Origin of the sequence: Kitasatospora arboriphila, from assembly GCF_039528095.1 — a bacterium.
In the GTDB taxonomy this organism is placed as follows: Bacteria; Actinomycetota; Actinomycetes; order Streptomycetales; family Streptomycetaceae; genus Kitasatospora; species Kitasatospora arboriphila.
The window spans coordinates 92,695-113,434 of the sequence record NZ_BAAALD010000001.1 but is presented as its reverse complement, the minus strand read 5'-3'; the positions used below and the strand labels follow the sequence as shown (position 1 = coordinate 113,434).

Annotated in this window: 18 protein-coding genes, 3 tRNA genes and 1 pseudogene; 8 read left to right on the top strand and 14 right to left on the bottom strand. The window is 74.2% G+C overall.

The annotated features are described in order from the left end of the window. Window positions 1-45 precede the first annotated feature (45 nt). The 8 genes from ABD353_RS00560 to ABD353_RS00525 form a co-directional block, all read right to left on the bottom strand. Complete coding sequence (locus ABD353_RS00560; protein ID WP_344621431.1) at window positions 46-6,582, bottom strand: SDR family NAD(P)-dependent oxidoreductase; 6,537 nt, start codon at window positions 6,580-6,582, stop codon at window positions 46-48. Between the two features lie 79 nt (window positions 6,583-6,661). Then, window positions 6,662-7,558, bottom strand: coding sequence for an alpha/beta fold hydrolase (locus ABD353_RS00555; protein ID WP_344621430.1), 897 nt, complete (start codon window positions 7,556-7,558; stop codon window positions 6,662-6,664). Further along, on the bottom strand, window positions 7,542-7,814 hold the full coding sequence (locus ABD353_RS00550; RefSeq protein WP_344621429.1) for an acyl carrier protein: 273 nt from the start codon (window positions 7,812-7,814) through the stop codon (window positions 7,542-7,544). The genes ABD353_RS00555 and ABD353_RS00550 overlap by 17 nt, the downstream gene beginning before the upstream one ends. Before the next feature lie 757 nt (window positions 7,815-8,571). After that, the gene (locus ABD353_RS00545) at window positions 8,572-8,994 is read right to left on the bottom strand and encodes a MaoC family dehydratase (protein ID WP_344621428.1); all 423 of its coding nucleotides are present in this window, start codon (window positions 8,992-8,994) and stop codon (window positions 8,572-8,574) included. A 5-nt stretch (window positions 8,995-8,999) separates the two neighbouring features. Beyond that, window positions 9,000-9,458, bottom strand: a complete 459-nt coding sequence (locus tag ABD353_RS00540; RefSeq protein WP_344621427.1) for an FAS1-like dehydratase domain-containing protein — start codon at window positions 9,456-9,458, stop codon at window positions 9,000-9,002. A gap of 92 nt (window positions 9,459-9,550) precedes the next feature. Beyond that, window positions 9,551-9,715, bottom strand: a complete 165-nt coding sequence (rpmG, locus tag ABD353_RS00535; protein WP_004571794.1) for a 50S ribosomal protein L33 — start codon at window positions 9,713-9,715, stop codon at window positions 9,551-9,553. Between the two features lie 84 nt (window positions 9,716-9,799). After that, a tRNA-Met gene (locus tag ABD353_RS00530) sits at window positions 9,800-9,872 on the bottom strand. 42 nt (window positions 9,873-9,914) lie between these two features. Next, window positions 9,915-9,987: transfer RNA gene (locus ABD353_RS00525), tRNA-Thr, on the bottom strand. A gap of 231 nt (window positions 9,988-10,218) precedes the next feature. Between ABD353_RS00525 and ABD353_RS00520 the strand changes: the two genes are divergently transcribed. Then, a complete protein-coding gene (locus ABD353_RS00520; protein WP_344621426.1) occupies window positions 10,219-11,460 on the top strand; it encodes an amidohydrolase family protein in 1,242 nt (413 codons plus the stop codon). 140 nt (window positions 11,461-11,600) lie between these two features. Here the strand turns inward: ABD353_RS00520 and ABD353_RS00515 are convergent, their stop codons facing one another. Then, a complete protein-coding gene (locus tag ABD353_RS00515) occupies window positions 11,601-12,116 on the bottom strand; it encodes an aegerolysin family protein (RefSeq protein ID WP_344621425.1) in 516 nt (171 codons plus the stop codon). Window positions 12,117-12,306: 190 nt separating this feature from the next. Between ABD353_RS00515 and ABD353_RS00510 the strand changes: the two genes are divergently transcribed. Beyond that, the gene (locus ABD353_RS00510) at window positions 12,307-12,444 is read left to right on the top strand and encodes a hypothetical protein (protein ID WP_344621424.1); all 138 of its coding nucleotides are present in this window, start codon (window positions 12,307-12,309) and stop codon (window positions 12,442-12,444) included. A 164-nt stretch (window positions 12,445-12,608) separates the two neighbouring features. Then, window positions 12,609-14,642, top strand: a complete 2,034-nt coding sequence (locus ABD353_RS00505) for a hypothetical protein (protein ID WP_344621423.1) — start codon at window positions 12,609-12,611, stop codon at window positions 14,640-14,642. A gap of 73 nt (window positions 14,643-14,715) precedes the next feature. Here the strand turns inward: ABD353_RS00505 and ABD353_RS00500 are convergent. After that, window positions 14,716-14,796, bottom strand: a tRNA-Tyr gene (locus tag ABD353_RS00500). 213 nt (window positions 14,797-15,009) lie between these two features. On the opposite strand from ABD353_RS00500, the gene ABD353_RS00495 reads away from it, so the two are divergent. The 3 genes from ABD353_RS00495 (at window position 15,010) to ABD353_RS00485 (ending at window position 17,067) form a co-directional block, all read left to right on the top strand. Then, window positions 15,010-15,498 carry a YajQ family cyclic di-GMP-binding protein gene (locus ABD353_RS00495; protein ID WP_344621422.1) on the top strand — a complete coding sequence of 163 codons (489 nt, stop codon included), beginning with the start codon at window positions 15,010-15,012 and terminating at the stop codon, window positions 15,496-15,498. Between the two features lie 501 nt (window positions 15,499-15,999). Continuing rightward, window positions 16,000-16,494 carry a hypothetical protein gene (locus ABD353_RS00490; protein WP_344621421.1) on the top strand — a complete coding sequence of 165 codons (495 nt, stop codon included), beginning with the start codon at window positions 16,000-16,002 and terminating at the stop codon, window positions 16,492-16,494. A 15-nt stretch (window positions 16,495-16,509) separates the two neighbouring features. After that, on the top strand, window positions 16,510-17,067 hold the full coding sequence (locus ABD353_RS00485; RefSeq protein WP_344621420.1) for a hypothetical protein: 558 nt from the start codon (window positions 16,510-16,512) through the stop codon (window positions 17,065-17,067). A gap of 40 nt (window positions 17,068-17,107) precedes the next feature. Here the strand turns inward: ABD353_RS00485 and ABD353_RS00480 are convergent, their stop codons facing one another. Further along, window positions 17,108-17,584: a hypothetical protein gene (locus ABD353_RS00480; RefSeq protein ID WP_344621419.1), complete on the bottom strand. Its 477-nt coding sequence runs from the start codon at window positions 17,582-17,584 to the stop codon at window positions 17,108-17,110. A 77-nt stretch (window positions 17,585-17,661) separates the two neighbouring features. On the opposite strand from ABD353_RS00480, the gene mug reads away from it, so the two are divergent. Further along, window positions 17,662-18,246 carry a G/U mismatch-specific DNA glycosylase gene (gene mug / locus ABD353_RS00475; RefSeq protein WP_344621418.1) on the top strand — a complete coding sequence of 195 codons (585 nt, stop codon included), beginning with the start codon at window positions 17,662-17,664 and terminating at the stop codon, window positions 18,244-18,246. Here the strand turns inward: mug and ABD353_RS00470 are convergent. Further along, the gene (locus ABD353_RS00470) at window positions 18,219-18,797 is read right to left on the bottom strand and encodes a LysR family transcriptional regulator substrate-binding protein (RefSeq protein WP_344621417.1); all 579 of its coding nucleotides are present in this window, start codon (window positions 18,795-18,797) and stop codon (window positions 18,219-18,221) included. The genes mug and ABD353_RS00470 overlap by 28 nt on opposite strands. Window positions 18,798-18,819: 22 nt before the next feature. On the opposite strand from ABD353_RS00470, the pseudogene ABD353_RS00465 reads away from it, so the two are divergent. Then, window positions 18,820-19,192: pseudogene (locus ABD353_RS00465) on the top strand (zinc-binding dehydrogenase); the annotation flags it as partial. A gap of 15 nt (window positions 19,193-19,207) precedes the next feature. Here the strand turns inward: ABD353_RS00465 and ABD353_RS00460 are convergent. Both ABD353_RS00460 and ABD353_RS00455 read right to left on the bottom strand, forming a co-directional pair. Continuing rightward, window positions 19,208-19,723 carry a YbaK/EbsC family protein gene (locus ABD353_RS00460; RefSeq protein ID WP_344621416.1) on the bottom strand — a complete coding sequence of 172 codons (516 nt, stop codon included), beginning with the start codon at window positions 19,721-19,723 and terminating at the stop codon, window positions 19,208-19,210. 79 nt (window positions 19,724-19,802) lie between these two features. After that, entirely contained in the window at window positions 19,803-20,705 is a 903-nt protein-coding gene (locus tag ABD353_RS00455; protein WP_344621415.1) for a squalene/phytoene synthase family protein, read from the bottom strand. Between the last annotated feature and the right edge of the window lie 35 nt (window positions 20,706-20,740).

Sequence of the window (20,740 nt, the reverse complement as noted above, 5' to 3'; positions counted from 1 at the left end):
CGGCCTGCTGGGGTGCGGCCGGCCGGACCTGCCGGGTCGGGTGCGTCAGCTGCGGGCGAACTTCGCGGCCAGCTGCGGGGTCGACACGAGGCTGACCCCGCTCAGCCGGGCGAGGACGCGTCCGCCGTGGCCGACGGCGGTGACCGTCAGGCTCGCCGAGGTGCCGTTCACCGAGGCGGGTTCGACCACGGCGAGGAAGGTCTCGCCGTCGGCCGGCGCCCGGTGCAGCTCGACGCGGGCCACCGAGAGCGGCAGGCTCGCCGTGGCGCGGAACAGCCGCATCCAGACCAGGCCCGCCTGCAGCAGCAGGTCGGTCGTGCCGGGCCGGTACAGCGAGCCGGCGAACGCCCCTGCGGCCGCGGCCGGTTCGGGCAGCGCGCACTCCAGCACCAGCCGGGACTCGTCCTCGGCCAGCACCCGGCGGACGCCCTGCAGGGCGGCGCCGTGGAAGAGCGTGCCGTCGGCGTAGAACCCGCCGGCGTCGCGTCCGCCGCCCGCGGCCGGCAGCCCGGCCAGGGTCGGGTGGTTGAGCTCCGTCGCCGGGTCGTTGCCGAGCACCACCGTCGCCGCGTAGTGCGGGCGGACGGTGCCGTCCGCGGCGACCGAGCGGATCACCACCTCGGTGCTGGCCCGGTCGCCCGCCGGGGTGGCCGCCAGCTGGAGCCGCTCCGGCAGCGCCTCGTCGAAGAGGACGCCCTTGTGCACCGCGAAGTCCCGCACCTGGCGGACGGTTCCGCCGCTGAGCCGCTCCACCGCGCCGACCGCCCAGCCGAGGGCGAGCGCCGCGGGCAGCACCGGCACCCCGCCGATCACGTGGTCGGCGACGATCGGCTCGGCGGCCAGCGCGGCCGCCGGGCGCTCCAGCACCACCGCGGCGGCGGTCACGGCCGGCTCGCGCACCGACAGCGGGGTGGTCGGGCCGAGCACGGTGACGGTGTCCTCGGCCCGCCCGGCCGCGAACTGGCCGGTGAACAGCGCCGTTCCGGTCTCCACCGGGATCAGCGTGATGCCGCGCTCCTGGAACACCGCCTTGATCTGCGGCGAGACCATCCCGCTGTCCCAGGCGCCCCAGTTGAGCGAGCTGACCCGGGCCGCGGGGTGCCGCCGCCGGAACGACGAGGCCCAGGCGTTGAGCACCTCGTTCGCCATCGCGTAGTCCGACTGTCCCTGGTTGCCGAAGAACCCGGCAACCGACGAGAACAGCACCACGTGCCGCAGCCGGTCGGCCGGCAGCGCCTCCACCACCGCGCGCAGCCCGCCGAGCTTCGGCGCGAAGACCCGCTCGACCTCGGAGGCCCGCTTGTTGACGATCAGCTGGTCGGCCAGCACCCCGGCGCCGTGCACCAGACCGGTGACCCGGCCCGCGTACGGCGCCAGCGCGGCGGCGGTCGCGGCGGCGTCGGTGATGTCCACCGCCAGGTACTCGGCCTCGGAGCCGGCGGCCTTCAGCTCGGCAAGGGTCTCGCGGACCTCCCGCTCGCCGACCACCGCCCGGTACAACTGCTCCACCCGCTTCGGGGTGGGCTTCTCCCCCTCGGCCTTGAGCCGGGCGACAGCAGCGGCCTTCAGCTCGGCCGCGCCGGTCACCCCGGCCGCCCAGTCCGGCTCCTCGCCGAGTTCGGTCCGGCCGAGCAGCAGCAGGCCGGGACGGTGGGCGCGGGCCAGGTCGGCCACGCAGCGGGCGGTGATGCCGCGTCCGCCGCCGGTGACCACCAGCAGGTCGTCCGGGCCGACCTCGGCAGCGGTCGCGGAGCCGGGGTCGGCGGCCAGGCCGGTGGGCCGCTCCGCGAGCGTCAGGGCGACCCGGCGGCGGCCGTCCAGGCCCACCTGCACCGGCTCGGCCGAGGCGTCGGAGACCTCCGCGAGCAGCAGTTCCGCGGCCGCGCGGTCGGCGACACCGGGCGCCAGGTCCACGGCCCGGCAGAAGACCTCGGGCGCCTCCACCGCCAGCGTCTTCACCAGGCCGCCGTAGCCGCCCGCGGGGACGAGGTCCTCGGCGACACCGGTGAGGCCGAAGGCCCCGTCCAGCCGGGTCACCGTGACGAAGCCCGCCCGGCCGGCCGAGGCGGCCCGGGCCAGCGGCTCCACCAGGTGCTTGGCGACCAGCAGCCCGTGCGAGAGCCGGCGGACGCCGTCCGCCCACTCGGTGTCCCGGCGGGTGTCGAAGACCACTGCGAGCGCGACCGGTCCCTCCAGCACCTGCTCGGTGCGCTCGGCGAGTTCGGTCGGGCCCCAGCCGGAGAGCGCGTGGTCCTCGACGCCGTCGATCCGGCGGGCGACGGACGGCAGCCGCAGCACCCGGACGGGCCGGCCCTGCGCCAGCAGCCGCTCGGCGACCAGCGGCACCAGGTCTCCGCCGTCGTCCACGAGCAGCGCCGCGGCGCCCTGCGGGTAGGCGTCCACCAGCACGTCCGGGGAGGGGAGTTCGAGGAGCGCGGCCTGCGCCCGGCCTATCGCGCCGGCGGGCGCGGCGGGCTCCGGACGGGGCGCGGGAACCGTGGACGCCTCGGGCGCGGCGGGCGCCTCGGTGGCGCCGATCGCACCGGTCATGAAGTCCACGATCTGGCCGAGGGTGCGCAGTTCGCCGAGCTGCTCGGGGCCGACGGCCACCTCGCTCGGGAACCGCTCCGAGAGCACACCCAGGATCTCGACCCGCTTGATCGAGTCGATCCCCAGATCCGCCTCCACGTCCATGCCCAGTTCGAGCATCTCCGCCGGATACCCGGTCTTCTGCGCCACCACCTCCAGCAACGCGGCCGACACCTCGAAGGCACCGAAAGCCGGAGCGGCAGCAGCAGCCGGGGCCGCAGCAGCAGGCGCCGCACCCGCGACCCCCACCATGAAGTCCACGATCTGGCCCAGCGTCCGCAGCTCACCCAACTGCTCCGGACCCACCGGCACCTCACTCGGGAACCGCTCCGAGAGCACACCCAGGATCTCGACCCGCTTGATCGAGTCGATCCCCAGATCCGCCTCCACGTCCATGCCCAGTTCGAGCATCTCCGCCGGGTACCCGGTCTTCTGCGCCACCACCTCCAACAGCGCGGCCGACACCTCGGAGGCACTCACCGACGGTGCCGGAGCCGCCGGCGCCACCGGTGCGGGCGCGGGAGCCGGAACCGGGGCCGGCGGCAGGGCCGGTGCGACCTGGGCTTCGGCGGCGGGCAGCGGCTCGGCGGCCACCGGCACGAACTCGGCGACCGGGGCGGCGGCCGGCAGTGCGGGGACGGCCACCGGCGGCGCCGCGGCGGCAGCCTGCGGCTGGGCGGGCGCGGCCGGTGCACCGCCGAGCTCCAGGGCGGCGAGGTCGCGGAGGATCTCGTTGGCCCGCAGGTGGGTGCGGCCGATGGCGAGGCCGTGCTCCTTGACGGCGGTGACGCCGGCGAGCACCTCGTCGACCCGGCCCTGCCCGGCGGCGTTCTCCAGCAGTCCGGCGAGCCGCTGGGCGCTCTGCAGCTGGCCGTTGAGGTAGTCGTCGTGGAGTGCGAGGTGGTCGGCGATCAGCTCGGGCAGTCGGTCGGGTGCCGCGGCGGCGGCGTGGTCGTGGTCCACGGGTGCGTTCTCCTGGACGGCGTTCCTCGCGGGGAGGGGGACGGGTGCGGGCTCCGGCGGTACGGCGGCGGGCGGCGGCACGGGGACCGGTGCGGGTGCGGGCGGGGCAACCGCCGCCGGAGCGGGGGCCACGGGCTCCACGACCGGCGCGGGCACCGCCGGTACGGCCGCCGGGGTGACCCGGTAGCCGTTCTCCAGGGCCTCGCGGTAGGCGGCCTTGCGGGCGTCCGAGACGTGGTTGATGCCGTTCAGCGGCACCGTCATGCCCTTGCTCGGGAGTGCCTCCGGCGCGGCCGCGGCGTAACGGTCGGCGACGGACAACGGGATTCCGAGGACGGCGAGTTGGGCGACGGCCCGCTTGAGGGCGAGGTCGGCGTCGGCGCCCGGTCCGCCGTCCAGCCGGACGGCGTGGTGCGGGCGGTCGCCGAGGATGCGGGCGACCAGCTGGGTGAGGACGCCCTTGGGGCCGAACTCGACGAAGGTGCGGAATCCGGCCGCGTACATCTCCTCGACCCGGTCGGCGAAGTGCACCGGGTTGATCAGCTGTTCGGCGAGCAGGGCGGCGTTGGCCGCGGGGTCGTCGCCGTAGCGGCCGCCGGGGGTGTTGGCGTACACGGGCCGCAGCGGCGGGCGGACCTCCACCCGGTCGACGGCGGCGTGGAAGGCCTCGACGGCGTGGCCGACGAAGGGGGTGTGGAAGGCGGCGGAGACCGGCAGCCGGGAGATCCGCAGCCCGGCTCCGGCCGCCGAGGCGACCAGCCGTTCCACCGCGGCGGTCGGGCCGCCGACGACGATCTGGTCGGCGGCGTTGCGGTTGCACACCACCAGTTCGGGGTGGTCGGCGAGCAGTTCGGCGACCTTCGCCTCGGGGGCGCTGACGGCGGCCATCGCGCCGGCGTCGAAGCCGGGGTCGGTGGGCGGGGCCATGGCGGCGCCGCGGGCCCGGGCGAGGGCGAAGTAGGCGTCGTCGGTGAGGGCGCCGGCCGCCCAGAGGGCGGTCAGCTCGCCGAAGCTGTGGCCGAGGTGGCCGTCCGCGGCGAAGCCGAGTTCGCCGAGGTAGCGGTACTGGCCGGCGGCGAGCGCGCCGATCGCGGGCTGCGCGTACGCGGTGCGGCGCAGCGACTCCTCCTGGGCGGTGCGGGCCGCGGTGGAGAAGGCGGGCGGCGGGAAGGCCACCCGGGAGAGCAGTTCGGCGCCGTCGAACTCGCGGTTGGCGCGGTCGAAGGCGGCGCGCAGCGGCGGCAGGGCGAGGACGGCGCGGTGGCCGGGGTTGACGTACTGGCTGCCCTGGCCGGCGTAGAGGGCGCCGACCTTGCCGTGGTCGGCGGCGCGGCGGCGGTACCAGAGTCCGCGGGGGTGGGCCCAGTCGGCGGCGTCGGGCTTGGCGCGCAGCTCGGCGGCGGCGAGGGCGCGCAGCTCGGCGAGTTCGGTGTCGTCGCGGGCGGCGAGGGCGAGCCGGGCGTGGTCGGCGGGGGCGGGGCCCTCGGCGGCGGGGGCGCCGTCGGCGAGCTGCGCGCCGAGGGCGGCCGGGTCGGCGGCGTGCCAGAGGTAGACCCGGGCGACGGGGAACATCACCTTGAGGTCCTCGCCGTCGCCGTGCTCCTGGAGCACGAAGTGGAAGTTGGTGCCGCCGAAGCCGAAGGAGGAGATGGCGGCGCGGCGGTCGGTGCGCCGCGGGTCCTTGATCCAGGGCCGGCTCTCGGTGTTGACGTAGAACGGGCCGGCGGTGAAGTCGATCGCGGGGTTGGGCTCGTCGACGTTGATGGTGGGCGGGAGCACCTTGTGGTGCAGGGCGAGCGCCAGCTTGATCATGCCGGCGGCGCCGGCGGCGGCCTTGGTGTGGCCGATCTGGGACTTCACGCTGCCGACCGCGGCGTACTGCCGCTCCCCGGTGGCGTCGGCGACGACGGCGGCGAGGGCGGAGAGCTCGGTGGCGTCGCCGACGGCGGTGCCGGTGCCGTGCGCCTCGAAGAGCTCGACGCTGTCGGGGGTGCAGCGGGCGTCCTCGTACGCGCGGCGCAGGGCGACCATCTGGCCCTCCTTGCGCGGGGCGTAGATGGACTTGAAGCGGCCGTCGCTGGAGGAGCCGATGCCGCGGATGACGGCGTAGACCTCGTTGCCGTCGCGTTCGGCGTCGGCGAGGCGGCGCAGCGCGAACATGCCGATGCCCTCGCCGATCAGGGTGCCGTCGGCGTCCTTGTCGAAGGGGCGGATCCGGCCGGCCTTGGAGAAGGCGGGGGTCTTGCTGAAGCAGAGGTACATGAAGATCGTGTTCTCGGCGTCGCAGCCGCCGGCGATCATCGTGTCGGCGCGGTGCTCCAGCAGTTCGCTGACGGCGGCCTTGGTGGCGGCGAGCGAGCTGGCGCAGGCGGCGTCGATGGTCATGTTGGTGCCGCCGAGGTCGAGCCGGTTGGCGATCCGGCCGGCGACGACGTTGCCGAGCATGCCGGGGAAGGAGTTCTCCTCCCAGGGGGCGAAGGCGAGCTTGAACTTCTCGGCGATCTCCTCGGCGTCACGCTCGCTGAGGCCGCAGCTGCGGACGACCTCCTTGAGCACGGGGGTCTGCAGCCGGGCGGAGAGCGGCTGGGTGAGCTGGTTGGCGCCGGTGACGCCGAGCACCACGCCGGTGCGGTCGGGCCGGTACCAGGGGCGGTCGGCGCCGGCGTCGCGCAGCACGTCGCGGGCGACGACGAGGCTGAGCAGCTGGAGGACGTCGGTGACCTCCAGGGTGGTCGGCGGCAGCCCGAACTCCATCGGGTTGAACGGGACGGTGGGCATGAAGCCGCCCCGTCTGGCGTACGTCTTGTCGGGCGCGGACGGGTCCGGGTCGTAGTGCTCGGAGACGTCCCAGTGGGTGCTCGGCACGTCCTCGATGCAGTCGGCGGCGGACATCACGTTGCCCCAGAACTCCCGCAGGTCGCGGGACTTGGGGAAGAGCGCGGAGAGGCCGACGATGGCGATCGGCTCGTCCGCGAGCCGGCGGCCGAGTTCCGCGTCGGGCAGGGGGCTGGTGGGCTTCGAGGTGTTCACGGCAGGGCTCTCTCGAACTCGGAGGGCCGGGCGCCGGCCTGGGCTTGCGGGCGGCCGGGCCCGTACGGACGGGCCTGCGTCAGACCTTCGTTGCGGGTGCGAGCCGCGCGGGGGCGGCGGGGCGGACCAGGCGCGCGATCACGGCGGCGGCGTCCGGCCGGCTGAGCATGGTGTAGTGGTCGCCGGGGCTGCGGTGGACCTCCAGCCCGTGTGGGGCGAGCGGCCCCCAGCCGAGGGTGCGGTCGCCGGGCAGCAGGCTGCGTTCGGCGGTGACGAGCACCAGCGGGACGGAGGAGGGCCGGGCGGTGTAGGGGGCGGTGAGCCGGTTGTTGCGCAACAGCCCGTCCACGTAGGTGTCGTAGAGCTTGCGCAGGCCGGCCGGTGCGGTGTCGGCGGGCAGGGCGCCGCCGGCCGCGGCGGCGGCGAGGACGTGGCGCAGGCCGTCCTCGGTGCCGCCGCCGGCGAGCAGTTGCGGGTCGACGTCGACCGGTCGGCCGCGCTTGGCGCCCAGGTACATGGCGAACCAGCCGAGCAGCAGCGGCGGTTCGAGGGCGTCGTCGGGCTGCTGGTACTCGGGGGTGGGCGCGATGCTGTCGAGCAGGACGAGCCGGTCGGGCCGGCGCCCGGCCGGCATCCGTTCGACCAGGGCCTGGGCGACCACACCGCCGAAGGACCAGCCGGCCAGGGTCCGCGGCCCGCCGCCGTCGAGGGCGTCGAGTTCATCGCCGATGCGGTCGGCGAGCTCCTCGACGGTGGTGTCGGCGCGACCGCCGGTGAGTGCGGCCTCCCAGTAGGCGGGGTGCCCGGACAGGTCGAGGACGGTCAGTCCGGTGCCGGGCGGCAGGGCTTCGGCGAGGGTGCGGTGGACGCCGGCGGCGAGTGCGCCGGGGTGGACGAGGAAGACCGTGCCGAGGCCGTCGCCGGCCTCGGCAAGCCGGTGGACGACGGCGGGGCCGGCGTCACGCCGAGGCCGCATGGTTCTCCCCGGCGCGTGCGGCGGACTCCTCCGCGATGTACTCGGCCAGGTCCTTGATGCTCGGGTGGTACCAGAGGGTGGTGGTCCCGAGTTCGAAGCCGAGCCAGTTCTCCATCTCCCCGGCGAGGATGAGCGCCTCGGTCGAGTCGAGGTCGAGCTCGTCGAAGTACGTCTCCGGCGGAACGTCCTCCGAGGGCACTGAGAGCCAGTGGGCGATCTTCTCGATCAGCCACTGCTGGGCCTCAACGGCGGTCACGACAGGCACGGTCGATCCTTCCCCAGGGTACGGTGATTTCGTCCGGTCGGAACATTTCCGATAGCCACCCGCAGGTAAATCGGCGGCAAAGCCGAGACTGCGGGAAGGCAGCCCGAATCACGCGCTCGCAGCGCGCGGCAGACACGGAATCCGGGCTCTTCACACGATGGTTCGACCGGCCGCGACCGGCGCCGGACAGGCCGCGGCCTGCGACAACTCCGGTACGGCGGACGATCGTTCAGTGGGTGAGCGGTGACGGTGGGCGCACAGCGGGCAGTTCCGCCGCGTCCCGGGTCAGGACCGTACGCGAGTGACATTCGCGCATGCAACCAACTCCGCGTAAATCAACGCGGTTGCAACGCCGAAGAAATGTACTGACCGGACGGAATATCCCGTCGAAACTCGTCCCGAAAAAAGAAAATTGATGCGCCGTCCGACTCGTGCTTCGAATACGCACGCGCCTTGCCGCGTCCGGTCGGCGGGCGGCGGCGGCCCGGGCGGCCGGCGCCGCCGGCATGGTCCAGAGTTCAACGACACCTTGCAGGCCGCTCCGGCGCCTGGCTATGGTCACGTCAGCGCGCCGCGGCGACCCCGCGGCCGTGCGCCGACCACCGCACGGAGGGGGATCGAGGACGCCATGCCCGCGGACCGGCAGGGGAAACGGCCGCCGGGCGACGGCCCTCGGCCCGGACTCCCGCGGCGGCGAACGACGAAGGGCGGGCCCGCCGCCCGGCAGGCCCGCCCCTCCGACACCTTCTCAGCCCAGCTGCACCACGGCTCGGGACATGCCGAGCACCTTCTGGCCGCCGCTGGTCGCCAGCAGGTCGACGCGCACCCGGCGGCCGTCCAGCAGCGCCGCGACCTTGCCGGACACCTCGATCACCGCGCCGACGCCGTCGTTCGGCACCGGCACCGGCTTGGTGAACCGCACGCCGTACTCGACCACCGCGGCCGGGTCGCCGACCCAGTCGGTGACGACGCGGACCGCCTCGGCCATGGTGAACATGCCGTGCGCGATGACGTCCGGCAGGCCGACCTCCAGCGCGAACTTCTCGTTCCAGTGGATCGGGTTGAAGTCGCCAGAGGCGCCCGCGTACTGCACCAGCGTGGCGCGCGTCACCGGGAAGGACTGCGCCGGCAGCTCGGTGCCGACCTCGACCTCGTCGAAGCTGATCGTCATCGGGTTCACTCCCCCGCCTCGTCGGCCGCACGAGCGACCAGGGTCATGACCGACGTCACCACGTGCTCGCCGGACTCGTCGTTGACCTCGCCGCGCACCGAGAGCACGTCGTTGCCGGCCAGCGACTTGATCGAGTCGATCGTCACGGTGACGGTCAGCCGGTCACCGGCCCGCACCGGGCGGGTGTACGCGAACTTCTGGTCGCCGTGCACCACCCGGCTGTAGTCCAGGCCGAGTTCCGGGTCGGTGACGACCTGCGCGGCGGCGGCGTAGGTGATGACGAACGGGAAGGTCGGCGGCGCGATCACGTCCGGGTGGCCGAACGCCTTGGCGGCCTCCGGGTCGGTGTACGCGGGATTGGCGTCGCCGACGGCGACGGCGAACTCGCGGATCTTCTCCCGGCCGACCTCGTACGGCGCGGTGGGCGGGTAGGTCCGCCCGATGAAGGAGGGGTCGAGCGGCATGGGCAACTCCTCTGATCAACCGTCATGCAGACATGCAGAAATGACTCCAGGCCGCGCCCCACGAGGGGGAGCGGCCTGGAGTCGAGGCAAAGTCAGCGGGTCTCGCGGTGCGCCGTGTGGGCGTTGCAACGCGGGCAGTGCTTCTTCATCTCAAGACGGTCCGGGTCGTTGCGCCGGTTCTTCTTGGTGATGTAGTTCCGCTCCTTGCACTCCACGCAGGCCAGCGTGATCTTCGGGCGGACGTCGGTGGCAGCCACGGGAGTGCCTTCCTGGGACAACGAATAAGAACACAGACAAGTGTAGCCGATCGGGAGGATGACCCCCCGATCGACTACGCGGGGTAGCGGTGACCGGACTTGAACCGGTGACACAGCGATTATGAGCCGCTTGCTCTACCAACTGAGCTACACCGCTTTGATGAGCGACCTCCCGCCGGAGCGGAGGGCCTTTCACCAGAGCCCCCATGCGGAATCGAACCGCAGACCTTCTCCTTACCATGGAGACGCTCTACCGACTGAGCTATAGGGGCGAACGAGGAAGAGATTACACGGTTCCGGGCCAGAGGTGAAATCCGTATCCGACACGGAAGATCCCAGGTGGGGCGGGCCGCACGGACACCCGCAGGCCGTGCGGCCGTTCGAGGCTCCGCGCATCCCGGCGGCCCGACCGATACGACTTTCGCCCGCCTCCGCGGCGACCGTGCGCCTGCGTCCTAGGCTCGACCGGCAGGCCGCGGCCGACAGGATCCGGAGGAGCGCCGATGACCGGGGCAGACGCACCCGCCGACGGGCCGCCCGGCCGGGAGCCCGTCCTGCTGCTCACCGGCGCCCGGCTCGCCGACGGCCGGGTGGTGGACGTCCGGATCGCCGGCGAGCGCATCCTGGCGGTGGGCACCCCGGGCGGCCTCGGTCCGCTGCCGCCGGCCTCAGGGGCGGCGGACGGCAGCGGCGGGACGCGGATCGACCTCACCGGCTACCTGCTGCTGCCCGCCCCGGCCGAGCCGCACGCCCACTACGACACCGCCTTCTCCGCGGCGCTGCCCGGCCCGCCGCCGGACGGCCCGCCGGAGCTCGTCCGCCGGGTCACCGAGGCCGCGCTCACCGCACTCGCCTACGGCGCCACCGCCCAGCGCACCCACGTCCGGATCGGCGACGTGCACGGGCTCGGCCGGCTGGAGGCGGTGCTGACCGCGGCGCAGGCGCTGCGCGGCCTGACCGACCTCCAGGCGGTCGCCATGCCCCGGCTGCTCACCGGCCGGGCCGGCGCGGACGGCCGGGCGCAGCTGCGCGAGGCGCTCCGACTGGGCGCCGCGGCGGTGGGCGGTTGCCCGGAGGCCGACCCCGACCCGGTCGGGTACGTGCAGGTGCTGCTGGAGGCCGCCCGCGAGGCGGACCTCCCCGTCGACCTGCACTGTTCGGGCGCCGACCCGGGCCGGCTCGCCCGGATGACGGGTGTGCTGGCGCCGCTCCGGCCGAGGGTGACACTGGGTCCGTGCGACGCGCTGGCCCCGGGCGCGTCCACCGTGCTGGCGAGCGCGGGCGTCCGGGTGGTCTGCCTGCCGCAGTCCGGCGGCTGCGCCGGCGGCGAGCGCCCTCCCGGCGGTCTGCGGCCCTCCGTGGTGCGCGAGTTGACGCAGGCCCGGGTGCCTCTGGCGGCGGGCAGCGGGGCGCTGCGCGATCTCGCGGCGCCGGTCGGGCGGGCCGATCCGCTGGAGGCCGCCTTCCTGCTGGCGTCCTCGGGGGCGCTCGGCCCGGAGGACGCGTACGACGCGGTCGCCGGCCGGGCGCGGGCCGTGCTGGGGCTGCCGCCCGTCCGGGTGGACGCGGGTTTCCCGGCCGAGCTGCTGGCGGTGCGCGGCGACGACCTGGCCGGGGTGCTGGCGGGCGGGCACAGCCGGCTGGTGGTGCACCGCGGCCGGGTGGTGTCCCGCACCAGCGCCGTCCGGGAGTTCGCCGACACCGTGGCCCTGGCCCTGCCCCGGCAGCCCCTCCCGGAGGACTGACCCGCCGGAGCCGGACGCCGGGCACGCAGCGCGGGCGGACCGTCCCCCGTGGCCGGCCCGCCCGCGCTGCTCCCCCGTGGCCCCGTGCGCTCACCCCCGGGCGCGGCTCCCCCGTGCCGCGCTCCGCGGGTGAGCTCCCGTCAGCGGCCCCAGGCCGAGAACTGGACGCTCGCGTTGTTGCCCGAGCCGCCGCTCCGCGAGACGTAGAACTTCAGGTCCGTGCCCGAGGAGTCGTACGAGTTGGAGCCCGCGTACGGGTCGTTCCAGTGCACCCGCACCAGGCGGCCGTTCAGCACCGGGTCGGCGCAGTTCTCCGAGAAGAACCGGGCGTAGCCCTCGGTGCCGGTGGCGAAGCCGTTCGACTCGGAAGCCCAGCTGCCCGTGCCCTGGTCGTAGATCCGGACGGGCGGCTGCGCCGTCCAGATGCCGTGGCTGAGGCCCCACTCCTCGCGGGTGAGGGTGCAGCCCGTCCAGTTGCTGAACGACACGTTGACGCTGCGGGCGGCCGAGGCCAGTGCCGGCGCCTCGGCCGCCTTCGCGCCCTTCGCCGTCCTCGCCGTGTCGGCGGCGGAGGCCGAGCCGGCCGCGCCGAGCGACAACGCCCCGGCGGCGGCCAGCGCGAGTGCGGCTGTTCCGATCCTGCGTGCGGTTCCCATCGTGATTCCCCCGTACGGTCCGGCCCCGGGACTTCCCCGCGGCCCGGCAACCACTCTGCGCTCGACGGATAAACACCGGATCGGCAACGGCTGAGCGCACCGTCGACGCCGGGACGTCGTTCCTCACCGACGGGACGCGGACCCGGCTCACGGCCGAGGACCGCGCCCGGGGCCCGAGGTGGCGGCCGGGGTGCTCGCGGCACTGGCCCGTTCGCCACGCGCCTTCGCCGCGTCGTTCGGCGACATGGCCCCGCCCCTGCAGTTCCAGAGCGAGCCGTACCGGCGGCTGCTCACACCGGCGCTGCTCTGGCGGGTCGACGCCCGCTGAACCCCGCCAGCCGTGCTGCCGCCCCGCGGCCCACGGCCCAGACCGGGCGTCACCTCCGGGCGCCTCCTGGGTTGCCGGGCGGTCGGGACCGTGTGGTGATTGCTGACGGAAACGAATCGGGCTGCGGCGGCCCACGTGCGGCGACGGTCGGCTGGAGGTCAGGGATGGCGAAGCAGGCGGCTCCGGCGGCAGGGGAACGGAGGGCCGCAGCGAAGATCGTCTTCGCGCTGGGGCTGGTGCTCTTCGCACAGGCCCTGCTCGCCCTGTGCCTCGTCAGTGCCCAGCAGCTGCTCGTTCCGCGGAACATGCCCTTCGGCGTGACCGGGCCGCCCTCGCCCGTGGTCGCCGCGGTGGCATCGCAGACGGGGCTCGACCTGGCCGGCTATCCGAGCGCCTCCGCCGTCACGAACGCGGCCGATCGGGGCGAGCTGTACGGCGCGTACGTCAGCGGCGGTGCCAGTGACACGCTGATCGTGGTTCCGTCGAAGAGCTTCTTCGCCCAGACCGAGCTGGAGCCGGCGTTCCTCGACGCGGCCCACAAGCTGGGCCGGCCGGTGACCGTGCAGACGGTCAAGCCGCTCGCCTCCACCGACCCGGTCGGCGCAGTGACGTCGCTGTTGCTGCTGCCACTGCTGATCGGCGGCTACCTGGCCGCGGTGCTGGTCTACAAGGCTGCCCACGGCGTCGCCGCCGCACCGTGGCGCGCAGCCATCCTGATCGGATACGCGCTGGTGGGCGCGCTGCTGACCGACCTGATCGCCGGCCTGGGGATCGGCGCGTACTCCAGCAGCCACTTCTGGCCGCTGCTGCCGTGCTTCTGGCTCGTCACCTCGGCCGTGGCGCTGAGCGCCGCCGCGATGCAGGCCCTGGTCGGGAAGATGGGCACGCTGCTGGTAGCGGTGCTCTTCATCGTCATCGGCGGACCGCCCGCGGGCGGGCTGGGCACCTACCTGCTGCCGGTCTACTGGCGCAACATCGGCGTGGTCCTGCCACCGCAGAGCGCGGTCACCCTGATCAACCACGTGCTCTACTTCGGCGGGAGCGACATCTCCACCCCGCTGGTCGTCCTGTTCCTCTACGCCGCGGCCGGAACGGCCGTCATCGGCTGGTACGGCCGGATCAGACCGGCCCGGGCGGCCGCCCGCGCCGCCGGCGCGACGGCTCCGGCCGCCGCCGCGGCGCCCCCTCCCGACCGCCGGCGCGCCGTGATCGGAATGCTCGCGGCGCTGGGCATCTGCGCGGTCATGCAGTGCCTGTTCGCGACCAACTACATGAGCGCCTCGCACGCCCCCAAGGCCACCGACCTGCCGTTCGGCGTGGTCGGCACCTCGCCCGTCCTGCCCGCGGCCCAGAAGACCATCTCCCTGAAGGTCACCCAGTACCCGAACGAGGCGGCGGCCAAGACGGCGATCGACGAGGCCCGGATCTTCGGCGCGCTGGTCTCCTCCGGCACCTCGAACACCCTGATCGTGGTGCCGTCCATGAGCGACCTCGCGCCGCTCGACCTCGCGGTGAAGTTCGAGGAGGCCGCGAAGGCCACCGGCCAGAAGGTGGCCCTGCAGCAGTACGCGCCGACGCCGCTCGCGGCCAAGGACCCGTTCGGCCTGGTCCAGGGGCTCATGCTGGTGCCGCTGCTCATCGGCGGCTACATGAGCTCGACCCTGCTCATGGCCGCCACCGGCAGGGCGGCGGGCCGCTGGCGGGCCGCCCAGCTCGCCGGGTTCGCCGTCGTGAGCGGCCTCGTCATCGACCTGATCGTCTGCTACTGGCTGCAGGGGTTCCCCAGCCACAAGTTCTGGATCACCTGGCCGATCTGCTCGTTGATCGTCGCCGTGGTCGCCTTCGTCGCCGCGATCCTGCAGAAGCTGCTCGGGCCCGTGGGCACCCTGGTGACGGTCGTCGTGATGATCCTCTTCGGCAACCCGTCCTCCGGCGGCGCGTCCGGCGTGCCGTACCTGCCCGCCTTCTGGCGCGACATCGGCCCCTACCTGCCGCCGCGCAACGGCTACATCCTGCTGCACCACACGATCTACTTCGACGGCCACGGGACCGGCCAGGCACTGACCACCCTGCTCGTCTACCTGGGCGTCGCCGCCGCCGTCCTCATCGCGCTCGACCTGCGCCGCCCCGAAGCCGCCGTACCCGTCGACGCCACCGAGGCCGCAGCCATGTCCGTCCCCATCGGCGCCACCCCCTGAGCAGAGACGGCCCGACACGACGAAACAGCCCCCGACCTGCGTTTCCGCAGATCAGGGGCTGTTTTCTATCCTGTGGCTGGTGCAGGGTTCGAACCTGCGTAGCTTGCGCGACAGATTTACAGTCTGCTCCCTTTGGCCGCTCGGGCAACCAGCCAGGATGGTGTCCCCCGGGGCGCTGCCCCGTTCGACGCGGTAAACAATACCTGATGGATGGGGGTGGTTCGCCACTCGGTTGCCGGGGGCGCGATCACGGGTCGGCCGCGGCGGACGGGGGCAGCGCAGGGCCGCGCTGGATAGGCTTGGGCGGTGCCCGCGCCGTACGGCCGGGCAGTGACCGTGCAGCCAGTACCCAAGGAGACCAACACCCATGGCCGACTCCAGTTTCGACATCGTCTCGAAGGTCGAGTGGCAGGAGGTCGACAACGCGATCAACCAGACCTCCCGCGAGATCGCCACGCGCTTCGACTTCAAGGGCGTCGGCGGCGAGATCAGCCGGTCGGGCGACAAGATCGAGATGAAGGCCAACGGCGAGGAGCGGGTCAAGGCGATCCTGGACGTCCTCCAGAGCAAGTTCATCAAGCGCGGGCTCTCGCTGAAGGCCCTGGACGCCGCCGACCCCCAGCTGTCCGGCAAGGAGTACAAGATCTTCGCGGACGTCAAGGAGGGCATCACCACCGACGACGCCAAGAAGGTCGCCAAGATCATCCGCGATGAGGGCCCGAAGGGCGTCAAGGCGCAGGTCCAGGGCGACGAGCTGCGGGTCAGCTCGAAGAGCCGTGACGACCTGCAGGCCGTCCAGGCGCTGCTCAAGGGCAAGGACCTCGACTTCGCGATCCAGTTCGTGAACTACCGCTAGTCGTTCCGACCCGGGAGGGCGCATCGGGGCGGAGTGCCGGAAACGGCCCCCGCCGCCCTCGATGCGCCCTCCCGCCGCATGTGCGCCGGGTGTTGAGCGCCGCCGGCGACCGGTCGGTTCGGCCGCCGCCCGGGCGCAGGGCCGAGCGACTCGCCGCTACCGCCACCACGGCGGAACCGGCCATGCCGCCGATGCGAACGAGCCAATCGGATCGCCGTCGAACGACCCTTGGAGGACAAGGGGATAGCGTCGCCTGCGTCTGCCGCCCGGCCTGGGCGAGGGCCCTGTGCGGGACGTTGCGGCAGTCGAGGGGGGATCGTGATGCGTTCATCGCTCAGGCATGCGCTGGCTGCGGGTTTCACCGCGTGCCTGCTCGCGGCGGCCTGCGCCGGCACTGCCCAGGCGGCGCCCTCGGACGGCCGGACGGCCGGGGCGGCACAGCCGGCACCGGCCGTACAGGCGTCGAAGCACGTGCCGCCGGCCGGCGCGACGGTCGTCAGGATGACGGTCCGCGGCGTTGACCGGAAGGTCGCGGAGTCGCACGGCTTCGAGGTGGTGACCGGCCCGGACGGCCGCGAGCGCGTGGTACCGACCGCTTCGGCGACCAACCCGGACGGCAGCCCCTACCGGGCGAAGGCCGGCGTCGGAGCGGCGGCGGTGAGTCCGCACAACGTCGTCGAGGGGGACTGCGGCGACGCCTACCTGTGGATCCACCCGGTCGGCGGTTTCGTCTCCGAGATCGAGACCGGCTTCGACCTCAACACGGGTGCGGTCGCCTACCACTGGCAGGTCAACAGGTCCGACAAGTACGGCTCGGACTCGCACTCGTGGGGTGGCGGCCTGGGGGTGGACACGTCCTGGCGCGGCGAGTGGGACGTGCGGAGCGGTGGCGTGACCTGGGAGACCGCGGGCGTCACCCCTTCCAGCGACGCGCTGCTGTGGGACGGCGAGATCTGCTCCAGCGGCGGTCCCAGCGACCGCGACTACGTCGTCTGATCGGAGGATGACCGCATGACAGCGATGTCGGGCGCGCCGTGGTCGGTGTCCCTGGACTACTCGCACGACGCGGCGTTCGCGCTGGCGATCCGCGACGCGCTCGGCATCGCCGGCCCACCGGGGTTGCCTCCGGTGGCGCCTCCACCGGAGCTGGCCGTCGACCCGGCCGCCCCGGCCGACGGAGCCGGCGCGGCGTGGCGGCACTGGTGGGACCGCGCCCTGCCGCCGACCGGGCAGGACGAACCCGGCTCCCCCGTCCTGCCGGATGCTCCGCTGGACCGTGTCGTCACGGAGAACTTCGCCGCCCTGCAGGCGTGGAGCGCCGCCCGCAAACGTGAGGTCGCCCGCGCCACCAGCCCCAGTCGCGCCGTTCCCCGGATCCGGGACTTCCTGCGCGAGCACGAGCGGGCCACCGGTGTCCGGCTGGCCGGGTTCCGGCTCGACGTGACCGCGCTCCCCGTCGCGGGCTCCGTCTTCCTGCCGCTCGGCGGGAACCGGATCGCCGTCAGCATCGTGCTGCTGTCCGACCGGGCGGAGTACCTCAGGCGCATCCTCGCGCACGTCGGCCCCTGACCGGGAGCCGCAGCCCCGGAGCAGCCTCCGGCCGGGCGGGTCAGCCGCGGACCCAGTCGGCCGAGTGGCGCTGCGCCCCGAGCCCGACGGCGTCGAACTCGTCGAAGCGCCCCTCCGGCACGGTCGCGCCGAGCCGGCGCAGCGCCTGCGAGATGGGGGTGCCGTCGGCGGACCGCGGCTCGTCCTCCTCGATGCGCAGCGGTCCGAGGTCGATCCGGCCGTGCAGCCAGACGGCTGCCTGCTGGGTGCCGGCGCCGCCGAAGAAGTCGGCCTCGACGTAGGCGATCGGGCCGGCCTGCGACCAGGCCTCCAGTCTGCGGCCGAATCCGGCGGGGAAGCGGGTGAAGCCCGGCTCGGCACGGTCGCCGGGGACGTTCAGGACGCCGTGCAGCCGCTCGGTCATCGGGATCAGCGCCAGGCCCTGCGCCAGTCGCGCGACCTGCGCGACCGGCACTTCGGCCGCCACCACGTCGAGCAGGTCGGCGGTGGCGAGCAGAGCGTTGAGTTCGTATGACATTCCGTCATTCTGCGCTGCTCAGCGCCGCCGGGTCAGCCGAATATTCGAACTGACTATCCATCGGTCAGGATGGGGGCATGACGAGTCCCTTCCGCCGTCCGACGGCCGAGGAGCTGGCGGCCGCGCACGACGCGACGATCCCTGACGTGGCGGCTCCCGGGCTGCGGGTGCTGTTCTGCGGGATCAACCCGGGCCTGTGGTCCGGCGCCACGGGCCGGCACTTCGCGCGGCCGGGCAACCGCTTCTGGCCCGCGCTGCACCGCTCGGGGTTCACCCCGCGGCAGTTGCGTCCCGACGAGCAGGACGAGCTGCTCGGGTACGGCCTCGGCATCACCAACGTGGTGGCGCGCACCACGGCCCGGGCGGACGAGCTGACCGCGGACGAGTACCGGACGGGCGGGGCCGCCCTGGTCGAGCGGGTCGGGCGACTGCGGCCCGAGGTCCTGGCGGTGCTCGGCATCGGCGCCTACCGGGCGGCGTTCGGGCGGCCGAAGGCCCGGGTCGGGCCGCAGCCGGAGGGCATCGGCGCGACCGCGGTCTGGGTGCTGCCCAACCCGAGCGGGCTCAACGCGCACTACACGCCGGACGGCATCGCCGCCGAGTTCCGTCGGCTGCGCGAGGCCGTCGAGGCGGATCAGGAAGGCGAGCGGGACGGCCGCTGAACGGCCGCCAGCCCGGTCGGCAGCGGCGCCGATCGCAGCTCGCGGACGAGTGCGCGGACGGCCGCGGTGCGGGCGAGCGCGGGAGTGGTGACGTACCCGATCCGACGGCTCGGCGGTCTCGGGCCGAGGTCGGTGACGGCGAGGCCGGGCGGGGCGCCGAGCAGGCTGAGTCCGGGTACCACGGCCATCCCGGCGCCTTGGGCGACCAGGGAGAGCACCACGGTGTCGTCCTCGACCCGGATCGTGGCGGGCGGCAGCCAGTCCTGCTCGGACCACCAGCTCCTGGTGTAGGAGCTGCAGTTCTCGTCCCAGTCGACCAGCGGGAGCTCCTTGGGCCGGGTGTGGCCGGCCGGGTGGACGAGGGCGTAGGACTCCTCGAAGAGCGGCACCACGACGAGGCCGGGTGGGGGTCCGGCCTCGGGGTCGACGGTGGCGATGCCGAGGTCGGCCCGGCCGTCCGCGACCTCGCCTGCCGTGCCGGGCCCCAGCTCCCGCACGATCCGCACCTGCGGGGCCAGCCCCGGGTGCCGGGCGGTGACCCGGGCGATCACGGCGGGCAGCAGCAGCTGGGCGGCCGCCCCCGACGGCGTCGACGTCTACTTCGACAACGTCGGCGGCGACCACCTGGAGGGGGCGATCGAGGTGCTCCGCGACCACGGGCGGATCGCCTGGTGCGGCGCCGTCGCCCAGTACAACAGCGCCGAGCCACCCCGCCGCGCCGCGCAACCTGTACGACGTCGTCGGCAAGAGCCTGCGGCTGGAGGGCTTCCTCGTCCGCAACCACCTGGCGGTGCGCGACGAGCTGTACGGGTTCCTGGTACCCCACCTGCGAAGCGGCCTGGTCCGATCGGACGAGACCGTGGTGGACGGCTTCGACCGGATCGTGGACGCCTTCCTCGGCATGCTGCGGGGCGAGACCGTCGGCAAGGCGCTCGTCCGGGTGTGAGTGCCGCCCGGCCGGTCAGTCCGCGGTGACGGGGGCGGGTTCGCCCGCGGTCAGGTGCAGCAGTTCGCGGTAGGTCAGCGGGAGCACGGTGTGCGGGTGGCCGGCGGCCGCCCAGAGCACCGGATGGGCCTCCAGCGCGGTGTCGACGACGGTGCGCAGCGGCGCCGGGTGGCCGACCGGGGCGACGCCGCCGATCGCCTGCCCGGTGGCCTCGCGGACCTGCTGCGCACCGGCCCGGGTGATCGGCCCGGTGCCCAGGCGCTCGGCGAGGAAGGCGGTGTCCACCCGGTGCGCGCCGCTGGTCATCACCAGCAGCGGGGCGCCGTCGCAGACGAAGACCAGGCTGTTGGCGATCGCGCCGACCTCGCAGCCGAGGGCGGCCGCGGCCTCGGCGGCCGTCCGTGCCGAGTCCGGCAGGACCCGGATCGCGGCGCCGACACCGGCGGCGGCGAGGGCCTCGGCGACCGGACGGCTGCGCTCGGGCAGACCGGAGGGGTCGGCGGCCGGGTCGGTGGACGGTGTCGCGGTCATGGGACTCCTCGCTCGGGGGCGGCGCCGATCCGTACTGGGCGCCAGCCTGCTCCGCGGGCGGGCGGGTTGTCCAACCGTTTCAGGGGCGGCGGCGGGCCCGGGCGAGGATGCGCAGCGGGGCGAGGAGGCCGTAGCCGATGTCGCGGCGGAGGGCGCCGGCGCCGGCCCGTTCGACGGCGGTGAGCTGGTGGGCCATCAGGTCGGTCATGGTGCGGCCGACGGCCCGCAGACCGGGGTCGGCGTGGTCGACGACGTCCGCGGAGGCGTCCAGGGCGCGGCGGGCCCGGGCGCACTGGTCGGCGAGCAGGGCGCGGACGGCGGCGGTGTCGCGGGCCGCCCGCAGGTCCTCGGGGGTGACGCCGTGCTCGACGAGGCGTTCGCGGGGGATGCAGAGCCGTCCGGCGGCGAGGTCGCCGGCCAGGTCGGCGAGGAAGTCGACCCGCTGGGCGGCGTCGACGAACCGGCGCCAGGCCCGGGTCTGCTCCCCGTCGGGGCCGCCGGCGTACTGCAGGCCGGTGAAGACCAGGATGCCGGGCAGGGCGTAGGCGTCGAGGTAGTCCTGGTAGTCCTGCTCGGTGCCGAAGCCGGTGAAGGCGGCCTCGGCGGTGGCCGCTCCGGCGAGGAAGCCGTGCACCCAGTGCTCGGGGAGTCCGCGGGTGCGGACGGCGTGCGCGTAGGCCCGCAGCACCGGGTCGGTGCTGCGGGCGGGGGTGTCGAGCGCCTCGGCGGTGCGCTCGGCGAGGTCCTTGAGGCCGTCGGCCCGTTCCCGGGCGGTGCCGTTCTCGGCGGTGTCGTCGACGAGGTTCATGAAGGCGAGCCCGGCGGCCAGGTAGGGCACCAGGGGCGGGGCGGCGAGCAGCCGCAGCGCCAGGTAGGGGGCCTGCTCGCGGCGCAGGACGCGCCGGGCGGCGGCCGTGTAGTCGGCACGCAGCGGCGCCTCGGTGACGGCGGCGGCGGTCAGGGTGGCGCGCCAGCTGGGCACGGCTCTCCTCGGCGGCGGGGCGTGGGGACCGGCCC

What these genes read in the sequence shown, in the direction of transcription:
- ABD353_RS00555 (WP_344621430.1), bottom strand. Translation starts at nt 7,558, where the DNA reads ATGCGGCCTCGGCGTGACGCCGGCCCCGCCGTCGTCCACCGGCTTGCC.
- ABD353_RS00545 (WP_344621428.1), bottom strand. Translation starts at nt 8,994, where the DNA reads ATGACGATCAGCTTCGACGAGGTCGAGGTCGGCACCGAGCTGCCGGCG.
- ABD353_RS00540 (WP_344621427.1), bottom strand. Translation starts at nt 9,458, where the DNA reads ATGCCGCTCGACCCCTCCTTCATCGGGCGGACCTACCCGCCCACCGCG.
- ABD353_RS00520 (WP_344621426.1), top strand. Translation starts at nt 10,219, where the DNA reads ATGACCGGGGCAGACGCACCCGCCGACGGGCCGCCCGGCCGGGAGCCC.
- ABD353_RS00515 (WP_344621425.1), bottom strand. Translation starts at nt 12,116, where the DNA reads ATGGGAACCGCACGCAGGATCGGAACAGCCGCACTCGCGCTGGCCGCC.
- ABD353_RS00505 (WP_344621423.1), top strand. Translation starts at nt 12,609, where the DNA reads ATGGCGAAGCAGGCGGCTCCGGCGGCAGGGGAACGGAGGGCCGCAGCG.
- ABD353_RS00495 (WP_344621422.1), top strand. Translation starts at nt 15,010, where the DNA reads ATGGCCGACTCCAGTTTCGACATCGTCTCGAAGGTCGAGTGGCAGGAG.
- ABD353_RS00490 (WP_344621421.1), top strand. Translation starts at nt 16,000, where the DNA reads ATGACGGTCCGCGGCGTTGACCGGAAGGTCGCGGAGTCGCACGGCTTC.
- ABD353_RS00485 (WP_344621420.1), top strand. Translation starts at nt 16,510, where the DNA reads ATGACAGCGATGTCGGGCGCGCCGTGGTCGGTGTCCCTGGACTACTCG.
- ABD353_RS00480 (WP_344621419.1), bottom strand. Translation starts at nt 17,584, where the DNA reads ATGTCATACGAACTCAACGCTCTGCTCGCCACCGCCGACCTGCTCGAC.
- mug (WP_344621418.1), top strand. Translation starts at nt 17,662, where the DNA reads ATGACGAGTCCCTTCCGCCGTCCGACGGCCGAGGAGCTGGCGGCCGCG.
- ABD353_RS00460 (WP_344621416.1), bottom strand. Translation starts at nt 19,723, where the DNA reads ATGACCGCGACACCGTCCACCGACCCGGCCGCCGACCCCTCCGGTCTG.